General features: G+C 41.4%; 7 protein-coding genes, 1 tRNA gene and 2 pseudogenes. 3 read left to right on the top strand and 7 right to left on the bottom strand.

Going from position 1 to position 10,549, the window contains the following annotated elements; all coding sequences use genetic code 11:
- The 6 genes and pseudogenes from RMX69_RS17100 to RMX69_RS17075 all read right to left on the bottom strand — a co-directional run.
- Positions 1-304: pseudogene (locus tag RMX69_RS17100) on the bottom strand (hypothetical protein); the annotation flags it as partial.
- A gap of 302 nt (positions 305-606) precedes the next feature.
- A complete protein-coding gene (locus RMX69_RS17095; protein WP_289798226.1) occupies positions 607-1,620 on the bottom strand; it encodes an alpha/beta hydrolase in 1,014 nt (337 codons plus the stop codon).
- 229 nt (positions 1,621-1,849) lie between these two features.
- Positions 1,850-2,188 carry a hypothetical protein gene (locus tag RMX69_RS17090; RefSeq protein ID WP_289798225.1) on the bottom strand — a complete coding sequence of 113 codons (339 nt, stop codon included), beginning with the start codon at positions 2,186-2,188 and terminating at the stop codon, positions 1,850-1,852.
- A gap of 276 nt (positions 2,189-2,464) precedes the next feature.
- On the bottom strand, positions 2,465-4,171 hold the full coding sequence (gene ilvD, locus RMX69_RS17085; RefSeq protein ID WP_322638167.1) for a dihydroxy-acid dehydratase: 1,707 nt from the start codon (positions 4,169-4,171) through the stop codon (positions 2,465-2,467).
- 227 nt (positions 4,172-4,398) lie between these two features.
- Positions 4,399-4,671, bottom strand: a complete 273-nt coding sequence (locus tag RMX69_RS17080; RefSeq protein ID WP_289798224.1) for a hypothetical protein — start codon at positions 4,669-4,671, stop codon at positions 4,399-4,401.
- A 182-nt stretch (positions 4,672-4,853) separates the two neighbouring features.
- Positions 4,854-5,183 (bottom strand): annotated as a pseudogene (locus RMX69_RS17075) (IS1 family transposase); the annotation flags it as partial.
- Between the two features lie 65 nt (positions 5,184-5,248).
- On the opposite strand from RMX69_RS17075, the gene RMX69_RS17070 reads away from it, so the two are divergent.
- The 3 genes from RMX69_RS17070 (at position 5,249) to RMX69_RS17060 (ending at position 8,467) form a co-directional block, all read left to right on the top strand.
- The gene (locus RMX69_RS17070; RefSeq protein WP_322638166.1) at positions 5,249-6,694 is read left to right on the top strand and encodes a PQQ-dependent sugar dehydrogenase; all 1,446 of its coding nucleotides are present in this window, start codon (positions 5,249-5,251) and stop codon (positions 6,692-6,694) included.
- Between the two features lie 292 nt (positions 6,695-6,986).
- Positions 6,987-7,071: transfer RNA gene (locus tag RMX69_RS17065), tRNA-Ser, on the top strand.
- 217 nt (positions 7,072-7,288) lie between these two features.
- Positions 7,289-8,467: a CapA family protein gene (locus RMX69_RS17060; RefSeq protein ID WP_322638165.1), complete on the top strand. Its 1,179-nt coding sequence runs from the start codon at positions 7,289-7,291 to the stop codon at positions 8,465-8,467.
- A gap of 83 nt (positions 8,468-8,550) precedes the next feature.
- Here the strand turns inward: RMX69_RS17060 and RMX69_RS17055 are convergent, their stop codons facing one another.
- The gene (locus RMX69_RS17055; protein ID WP_322638164.1) at positions 8,551-10,173 is read right to left on the bottom strand and encodes a serine/threonine protein kinase; all 1,623 of its coding nucleotides are present in this window, start codon (positions 10,171-10,173) and stop codon (positions 8,551-8,553) included.
- Positions 10,174-10,549 lie beyond the last annotated feature (376 nt).

The following is a 10,549-nucleotide window of genomic DNA, read 5'->3' as shown; positions in this document are numbered from 1 at the left end:
TTAACATATTTTGGGCTGTTTTTATCGGATTTCTCTTAACATTCAACACTTTTGAAATCACATCATCTCCAAATGGTTTACCTGTAGCGGGGTTTGTTCCTTGAACAACTTTTTGAAATTCTTTTAATTCTTGGATTAGAGAGTCTTCTATACGTTTTTCTTGACGGATAAAAAAAGCATGACGGATTACCAAAATGGATACTATGGCAGACAAAGCCATCAGGACTACATACCAGTTCAAAATACGTGCGCGAACGCCAAAGAAGTTTTGATAGCATTTAAAGGATGAATTTGTCTTTCTCACCAGTTAGCTTTATTCTCTAGACATATATAATAAGATTACGTGCTGCCTTAGCTTTTGGATACAATCCTAAGTAATAAAAAGCAATTGGAAATCGCGGCTATACAGACTAAACCCGCCTGCGCGGGTTTTAGAGAGTCCGCGCAGGTGGTCACTGAGCCAGTCGTTGTGCAGACTTCGTTTGTATAGCCCCAGACTTCTAGTCTGTTCGCGTAGCGTGCGCCTTAGCGCAGGGCGATCTGCCAAAACGGGATGTTCCCAGTTATCGCGTCTTGCAAGACCTTTTTTAAAAATTGGGATACTGATTATAAATCTGGATTGATACATTTAAGATGCTCACAGCCAAAACCTTGAGTCATCATTGCAGATAGCTGTGGAAAAACTTGTTCATCAAAGTTGAGTTCTCGGATGATTTGGTCATAAGCTTGTCCTTGCGCTATCCGGTTTGCCATTTCCTGAAACTCTAGCCAAGTTAAATTACTCTCAACAAATGCTTTCGCAAGGATAATTACCAGTTCTTCATAATCATTGTCTTCTAATTTTGTCATCATTCGGTGTTCAATGTGAAGCGAATCATCGAAACAGTAATACCAGGATTTCGGTTGCTGCCTAAGTATTCTTCGGAAAAAATCCTGCTGTTTCGAGCGATTAACAGCACCATCTGCCTCACTACATACCATTAAGATTGGAGCAGAAACACAGCCTTGAGCCTTGTCTAAAACCTGATATCCCAATTCTAGAAATATCCGTAAGGCCTTGAGACGAAAACCTTTATAACCAAAATTCCCAGGTGCATCTTTGTTGAACCATTCAAAGTAAATTGGCAGAATTTTGATGAGTTGATCGAATACTAAATAGCGGCTACCTAAAAAAGGTGTGAACAATAAAGTACGGTCAATCTCTTCAGGATGCTCTAAAGCTAACCAAGCAGCTAAAGTTCCACCTGTTGATAATCCACCAATTACAACTTGTTGCCCTAGCGTTTTGGCAATCTGCAACCATTTGATGACAAATTGTTGATAAATCTCAATATCTGTTGGCAGCGGTGGAGGATTTTGAGACTTCCAGTCACCTGAGCGTCCATGACCGGGTTGTAAAGGAATTAAAACGTTATATCCCTTGTTGAATAAGGCTTTACCAAGCGGCTCGAACTGGTAAGGACCTGCTGTAAAACCATGCAAAAACAAAAAAACTTTTGACGTGAAGTCAGGATGAATCAAAAATTTAGAACGGCAAGCTTCATTTTTAAGACCTATTGTGGACTCTAATTGGTCAACTTGTTCTAAAATTTCTACTGTATTTTGAATGCCAACTTTCATTTATGTAATTATCATATTCACATATATAAATCTTACTTTAATCTTACTCAATATACTGAAAAATAAATCTTTGTCTGGCAAGCTTTGAAGCAGCTTAGTTATTCAAAAATTAAATATGAGTCTTATATATGTTACTTGATTAATTAAGTAGTTCCTCCGAATCTAGCAAAGGACATACTATTGAGTTGCCCTGTCAGAAATAAGAAATATTTTAAAGTCGGATGTGTATTCACTCCAAACTAATTTTCCACAACCCCTCTAGCGGATTAGACTGTTGGAATTGACTATCATTGCTACCGAGCCAATTATTGTCATACACCAACCCCACACTGAATGTTCTATTTAGAGGATATTGTCCTAGTTTTCCAAAACCTTCAATATTCTTTGAGTCAGCGATCGCTTGCTGGTTCAACTGTATAGTTGTTTGGTTGCCGTCGTCAAAGTAAATTGTGGCTCGTTTGTTGTGAAAGCGCACCTGAACTTTGTAAACTCCACCAGTTGCATAGTAATAAGCTGTAGCAGGCAGCTTTTGACCATCAATATTTTGTCCTTTAAGCTCAACTGCCATAGCAGGACTGCATAACAACAGGACTGGCAGGACTAACCCTAAAACTTTCATTGGTAGTAACAAACACTTTCAATCAACTACTTTCTACTTTAAAACATAAGTAGAGTGACTTACAGCAGATTTCAAGTTGGTGAAGTACACAAGCTAACTCTGTTACCCAGATGTAAAACGTGTTTACTTCTGAATTCTGCTGTAAGTTTCACAGCCAATGCCAAAAAGCCGTCTTTCCATACTCTTGTAGAGAGACGCGAGATATCGCGTCTCTAACCTTACGCCCTACTCATTAAATAAATCCAAGTCTGTGACAGCACCAACACTACTAGAGGAAACTAACTTAGCATATTTTGCTAAGATGCCTTTTGTATAACGGGGTGAATGGGGTTGCCATTTGGCGCGGCGACTGGCTAATTCTGCATCATAAATGTTGATTTGTAACAAGCGAGAATTAGCATCAATAGTGATGCTATCACCTTCTTCGACCAGAGCGATCGCACCACCAACGGCGGCTTCGGGAGCAACGTGTCCGACTACCATCCCATAAGTACCGCCTGAAAAGCGTCCATCAGTAATTAACCCGACTGCATCACCTAAACCCGCACCAATAAGTGCTGAGGTGGGTGCTAGCATTTCCCGCATCCCAGGGCCGCCTTTCGGCCCTTCGTAGCGGACGATAATTACATCACCGGCTTTAATCTTACCTGCAAGGATGGCATCTAAGCATTCTTCCTCGGAATCAAATACCCGTGCAGAACCAGTGATAGCAGGATTTTTCACCCCGGTAATTTTTGCTACTGCTCCCTCTGTAGCAAGATTCCCTTTCAGGATGGCTAAGTGACCTTGTGCATACATCGGGTTATTCCAAGGACGAATCACATCTTGATTGCTTGGTGGTTCATCGGGGACATCTGCTAAAATTTCGGCGATGGTTTTACCTGTGATGGTGATGCAGTCACCGTGAAGTAATCCATGCACCAATAGCATTTTCATCACTTGGGGAATACCACCAGCTTGATGTAAGTCTGTGGCGACATATCTACCACTGGGTTTTAAATCGCATAAAACAGGGACACGACCACGAATAATTTCAAAATCATCTAAATTAAGTTCTACACCAGCCGCACGAGCGATCGCCAGAAAATGTAATACGGCGTTAGTTGAACCACCCACAGCCATAATTACAGAAATAGCATTTTCTATAGATTTGCGCGTGATAATGTGCCGGGGTAACAATTGATTACGAATTGCTTCTACTAATACCTTGGCTGATTCTTCAGTGCTATCAGCTTTTTCGTCATCTTCCGCCGCCATTGTGGAAGAATAGGGTAAACTCATACCCATCGCTTCAAAGGCCGAGGACATAGTATTGGCTGTGAACATCCCACCGCAAGAACCAGCACCAGGACAAGCGTGGCGTTCTACTTCCATCAGTTCGGTGTCGTCAATTTTTCCAGCACTGTATTCACCCACAGCCTCAAAGGAACTCACAACAGTCAAGTCGCGACCCTGGTAGTGTCCGGGTTTAATTGTCCCACCGTAAACAAAGATAGCCGGGATATTCATCCGTGCGATCGCAATCATTGCCCCTGGCATATTTTTATCACAGCCACCTATGGCAATTACGCCATCCATACTTTGACCATTACAGACGGTTTCAATGGAGTCAGCAATCACTTCTCGTGACACTAGGGAATATTTCATCCCCTCAGTTCCCATAGAAATCCCATCACTAATAGTAATTGTGCCGAAGATTTGCGGCATTGCCCCGGCTAGTTTAATTCCAGCTTCAGCTATGAGTGCAAGTTGATTAATTCCCATGTTACAGGGAGTGATGGTGCTGTAGGCATTAGCCACACCGACAATTGCTTTCTTAAAGTCTTCATCCTGAAAACCTACTGCACGCAGCATAGCCCGATTTGGCGATCGCTGTACCCCTTGTGTAACAACTTTACTTCTGAAATTCTCTGACGTTGTTTTTTCACTCATGGCTCTGGCCTCAATCAAATCTCTGTACGAGTATGATATTGAGCCTTTTTTGAGATGTCCAATATATATTTATGCAGAATTGAGACTTATAAAGTCTTAAAAAGATGGGACTACAACACCTGAGCTACTTTATTGCTGTAGCTGAGTAATTACATTTCAGCAGGAATTAGACAAACGTACAATTTTTATTCAGCCATAAATCGAATGGCTCTCTGCGTTCATATTACTCACCCACAGAAATTATCAACTCTCAACTCGCGCCACACATCAGACGGTTGCCAGCCAGAGTTACCAACGGAGCGCAAAGGGCGATAGTGTTCAGAGATGTAGTCTGATTCGGATGCTTCGATGTACACAGGTAGATTTGGTTCAACCACCGATTCAGGAATATCTTGACTCTCAGCCATCTCAATCAGTTCAGTCGATGGTGGAGTTACTTCTGTTGTCTTGCGAATTGGGTTAGAAGTTTTTTTGATCAGTCGTTGCATATTCATAGTCATTATTTGGCTTTCCACAAGGTAAGATATCCCAGAATACATTAAGTTATCAGAAAATCCGAAATATTTTGTTGGAAAGTTTTTCCAAGTGCGGATTGCTTTTCGCTTTTCAAAGATGGGAGCGTAACATGATTGCACTAATAGGCGTTGCAGAAATGCAGAATAAATTAGCTAAATACGGGTATTTATCTATACTCAAAATAGACAAGTAACAATCGAATTGAATACTCTTAAGCATATCTACTGATTTGGAATAGCATAATTTTTTCAATAGCGAAGCGGTAGCGACGTTAGAACCATCTGTAGGTGTGCAAGATAATCACGTAAATGTGTATTTTCACTTCTACTCTGGTCATATATGTTTTACTGACGATATGATCCTCTGGGTTAATAAAACTGGGGTAAACTTTCCATCCATCCGTTACATAAAAATAGCACTGCCAACAGCAAATAATGTCCCATAAAGTTTTAAATGTTTCAGCACTATGGTCTCCTAAGACCCAAGCTAAAATTCCCAAAATTTTCCCTCATCAAGAGGAATTTAACAACAAAAATAACTGATAATTTTATCAAAAAAATTATGAATAATACTAAATCATTTAATCAATTTAAACGCAGATTCATCGGTAATTTTGCTGTCAAAGCGCTGTTATTTACAATAACACTATTATTTACAATAGTTTTATTAAATCATAGCACTACTGGAGTAAGTCTTGTACCTCAAGCCCTGCGTCCTGATATCAAGGTTCGCAATATTGTTAATACACTATCAGTCTCTCCTTCTGTGCGGATTGTAAAAGACCCACGAAACAATACTCTCTATTACCTCAAACGAAATGGTGAGATTTATCAAGTCAATTTAGCCTCCTCTACTAGAACCCTTGTGTACAACTCTGGTAATCATAATATCAGTGAAACTCAAGGTATGGCCATTGGCCCTAACGGCACAATTTATTTAGTTGGCAATACAGACCTTGTGAAGAACCAAACTCAAGGAATTATTGTTAAAGGTGTAATTAATTCGAGTACAAGACAGCGTATCTGGTCTATCTTAGCTAAGAGTGAAGCCTATCCCAAAAGCAAAACAGCTTATGACCATCGATTCAACGGCGTAGTTGTTAGCCTGGATGGTAACTTTATCTATGTGAATAGCGGTTCTCGTACCGATCATGGTGAGGTTCAGTCTGTTGATGGTTTATATCCCAATACTCGCGAAGTCGGATTAACCGCCTGTATACTCCGTCTTCCTAGTAATGGTAACAATCTTTTTCTGGCAAACAATCGAGCAACTTTAAAGACAGCTGGCTATATTTTTGCAGAAGGAACACGCAATACTTTTGATATGGCATTTGCACCCAATGGGGATTTATTTGGCACAGAAAATGGCCCAGATCGCGACATGTCAGAAGAGTTAAATTGGCTACGTTTAGGTGGTAATTACGGCTTTCCTTGGCGCATTGGGGGGACAGACAATCCACAACAATTTCCCAATTATAATCCTGCCACTGACCGATTGTTAAGCCCTCAATTTAACGCTATACAAAAGGGCTACTATCGTAACGATCCAACCTTTCCTACTCGGCCTACTGGAAATTTGATTGAACCAATTCCTAATCTTGGCCCGGACGCAGATAATTACCGCGATCCTGTAGATGGAAAAATCAAAGATGCCAGTGTTATTGGGCAAACTTTTAGCACTTTTACAACACACCGTTCTCCTTTAGGCTTAGTTTTTGATACACAAGGAGTAATGAGTCCAGAATTCAACAGAGATGGATTTATGCTGAGTTGGACACCAGGCGATCCCACTGGTGAAACACTAATAGGCCCTTTTAAAGATGCCAGCCAAGACTTACTGCATTTAAAGTTAACTAAAGTAGGAAATACCAACTATGAACTTAATGCTACGCGCCTTGTCAGAGGTTTTAGTAACCCCATTGATGCTGAGATTATTAGCAATAAGATTTATGTTCTCGAATATGGCGGAAATCAAGGAATTTGGGAAATCTCTATGCCTACCAAGTAAGGTAAATTCGACATTCGCCCAACAAGTGACAGCATCGACAAGGCCAAACGAAAATAGATTGCGAGAATCTAACGAGTACTGTTATTTTTAAGCCATGCTAATGTAAGTAACATGAATCTTGTGATGTCTTTTTCGATGCCTACAGACCTTAATTTGCCGTTGGTGTTCTTGGAGGATTGTGTTACGCAAAAAAAGCGATAATGCTATAGTAGTATAGGGAATTAAGCAAAATTTCCCTAAATTTACAGCATTTGAATGTACAATAGATACTCAAATGTCTGAATAAATAGTTGGAGAGGTGTCCGAGCGGTTCATGGTGACGCACTCGAAATGCGTTTTGGGGAAACCCAACGGGGGTTCGAATCCCCCCCTCTCCGTTCAAAAGATTACTGAAAATTTACTACAATATGGCGGAAATTTGCCTACCTTTAGCAAGGGTCTTGAGCAACTTGTCTATTTATTTACAAGTTAGATAGGATTATCGCTTAATACTTACGCAGTCAAACATTTGCCAAAAACACTAAAATATACACCGCTAACACAGATTTTACAGATTTTTGGGATAAACTAATGCCATCGTGTGAGGAGTGAACGATGGTAGATCGCAGCTTGGGGCGAGTATTCTCATTTAGTCTGATCAGCATTGGTTTATATCTGGGTATTAGTATAGGAGTCATTATCCGGCTTGGTCAATCACAGCGATTGAACGCTGCTACTATGCCTACTAAGGCTGTGCAATTTCCATTAGTTATTCCTGTTACGCCATCAAAAACACAACAACAAACCTTTGCAGATACTATTACCATCAAAGCCGTTGGAGATATTATTCCTGGCACTAATTTCCCTAACTATAGATTACCCCGTTTTCGAGAACAATTATTACCAAAGTCAGTGAGAACTCACTTGCAAGGATCTGATATCTTGTTTGGGAATTTTGAAAGTAGCCTAACTAATTATCCCTATACTGCCAAAGATATTAGTCGAGGACAAGTCTTTGCCTTTCGCTCTCCACCTGCATACGCCCAGCTTTTTGCTGAGGCTGGTTTTAATGTGTTCAATATGGCAAATAACCATGCTATGGACTTTGGCCCAGTAGGGTTCAAAGATACAATGAAAAATCTTCAGGCTGTGGGCATTGCAACGTTAGGTCATAAAAATCAAATTCTTTATTTGCAAGCTAACAATATCCCTGTGGCAATGATCGGATTTTCTCCTTATGAAATGTATAATTCCATCCATAATTTAGGAGCAGCTAAAGCACTTGTGGCAGAAGCCAAAAATAAAGCCAATATTGTAATAGTATCGATGCACGCTGGAGCAGAAGGAACGGGGGCACTACACGTTAAGAATCAAACAGAGTTTTTTTATGGAGAAAACCGAGGTAATGCGATCGCGTTTGCTCGAAACATGATTGATGCCGGAGCAGACTTAGTACTAGGACATGGCCCTCACGTTCCGAGAGCGATGGAAATTTATCAGGGAAAAATCATTGCCTATTCTTTAGGAAACTTTTTGGGATATCGAACTTTATCTACAAATGCCCAAACAGGTGACTCAATGATTTTAGAAGTCAAACTCAACTCAGCAGGAAATTTGGTATCCAGTAAAATTATTCCCGTTCGGATGGATCGGCAGGGAATTCCTCATATCGATCAGAGTTTTCAAACTGTAAAACTTATGCGTTATTTGAATAATCAAGCTTTTCCGAAGAATCCGGTGAAGATTAATAAGAAGGGGGAAGTTATAGTACAGAATAAGCTTAATCCTTCCTAAAATAATTCGTAATTCGTAATTCGTTAATAGGAGTCAGCGTGGTGCTGGACTCACCGCGCTGCTTTACCAAAATCCAAAATTGACTAATTATTGTCATCTTGTGGCTTTTCCTCGAACTTCTGAATATTCTGGGATTCACTATTAGTCAGTGAATTTTGCTTTTCTAGTGTTGGTACTACCACAGCAGAAGGATCTGATTGTTTGGATTCTGTTGGTGGTGCTGGTGGTATAAGTAGAGGTTTTGATGGACTTACGGGTTGAGGGGAGGCAGGATTTTGACTAGAAGCAGGTAAGTTCTTTTGTGGAAATGGCAATGGTGCAGGGGAAGCATTCCGCTTATCTCGGAATGCCCGTAGTTTTTCCACTACCGAGGGTGTAGGTGAAACGCTAGGTGGAGGTGTGGATTGTTCGGAATCACCGCGTTGCGGTTCTCTTGTAGGGCTGCTGGTAGATTCTTCTTGGGAAGAACGACGATTGCGGCGACGCTGCTTGGAATTAGAGACGGGTGCTTTTTCGGTTCTTGAAGTAGTGTTAGTCTCTTCACCTCTGGGTGAAGATGTACTATCAAAATTAGGTGCTTTCGCGCCTGATTCTTGAGTTGGCTTTTCAACAAGTGGCTTGGCAGTCGGCTGCTGAAATTTGGGTAATATACTGGCGATCGCAAAACCTGCTGTCGCAGCAACTAGGGCTACACCCATACCAATAAATACTTTAGATGACCCCAGGTTTTTAGCCAGTACAGTTTCCTTAGCCATACCTGGGTTGGGCTGCGCCAACACAGATGGTCTATGAATAGAATTTTGGGCACTTTTCCCAATTAAAGTTACTGCTTGCTGGGCAGATAAATTGACAGTTGGCACTGCGTAAGTGGGTAAAACTTGCGGTGTTCCATTCACCCCATTTCCAGGTAGCAATTGCAGCCAGTCAGCAACTGTCGCTGGACGAAAACGAGACTCTACCGCCATACCGCGCATTACTGCCTGGTTGACAGCAGCACTCAAATGTGGTTGCAGTTCGCGGGGGGAAGGCATTTGTTCGCGATCGCGCAATAATGCTGGCATAGGAACTTGGGCTGTCAAGAGTGCATACAAGGTTGCTGCTAAACCATAAACATCCGTGGCGGGTGTGCGCGCCGCTTGCGTCATATACTGCTCAATGGGAGAATAACCCTCAGAAACCAAACCTGTGTGAGTCTGCCTGACACCGCCATTAAATTCCCTGGCAATGCCAAAATCAATTAGTATTACTTCCTGCGTTCCTTGACGAAGAATAATATTATCTGGTTTGACATCGCGGTGTAATAAGCCGTTGTTATGTACTACCTGCAACGCTGCCCCAATTTGCCGGATGTAATGAATTGCTGTGGTTTCAGGCAAAGTTATCCCTGGTAATACAAATGCGTCTCCCAAGGTTTCACCAGGAATGTATTCCATCACCATGTAAGGCAGTCCAGCTTCCACAAAAAAGTCACTAACTCGGACTATATTTGGGTGAATACACGTAGCTAATCGTCTGGCTTCATCTTGGAATTGACGCTCGAATTTGGCAAAATCAGGATGTTGTCGCAGCCGTTCATTGATGGTTTTCATCACCACCTCCTGACCCAAGTAGTGATGCGTAGCTTTAAAGGTAATGCCAAAGCCACCCCGCCCTATTTCTTGAATTAGGGTATATTTCCCATCCTGCAAAATTGTGCCTGCTAACATAAAGAGTCCTGAGTCCTGAGTGAGCAGATAAGTACCGAGTCCTGAGTTTTGAGGGATTTCCCAAAAATTTTCCCATATTTTTATCGGGCAGGGTTCTTGCCTGTCTATTTTACGGGATGATTTAGTTGTTGGAATTCCTGAAGTGAGAAAGACCTCCCCACGATCGCAACAGTTTTATCTTTCTCAGATGATAACGCGGGAGTGCGGCAAGCTTAAAGCGGAAGACGCGCTAAGGCTCTTTTTTCGGTTTTATAGAAAAGTAGGCTAAAGTTTAGTGTCAAAACAGAATTCAGAAGTCAGAATTCAGAATGGGCTAAACACCCCGCTAACGCTAACAGAATGAATGATGTACAACTGGCAAATTTTGGGAAATTTC

It is taken from the genome of Nostoc sp. EspVER01 (assembly GCF_034530635.1).
In the GTDB taxonomy this organism is placed as follows: Bacteria; Cyanobacteriota; Cyanobacteriia; order Cyanobacteriales; family Nostocaceae; genus Nostoc.
This window is presented reverse-complemented; position numbering and strand designations above follow the sequence as displayed.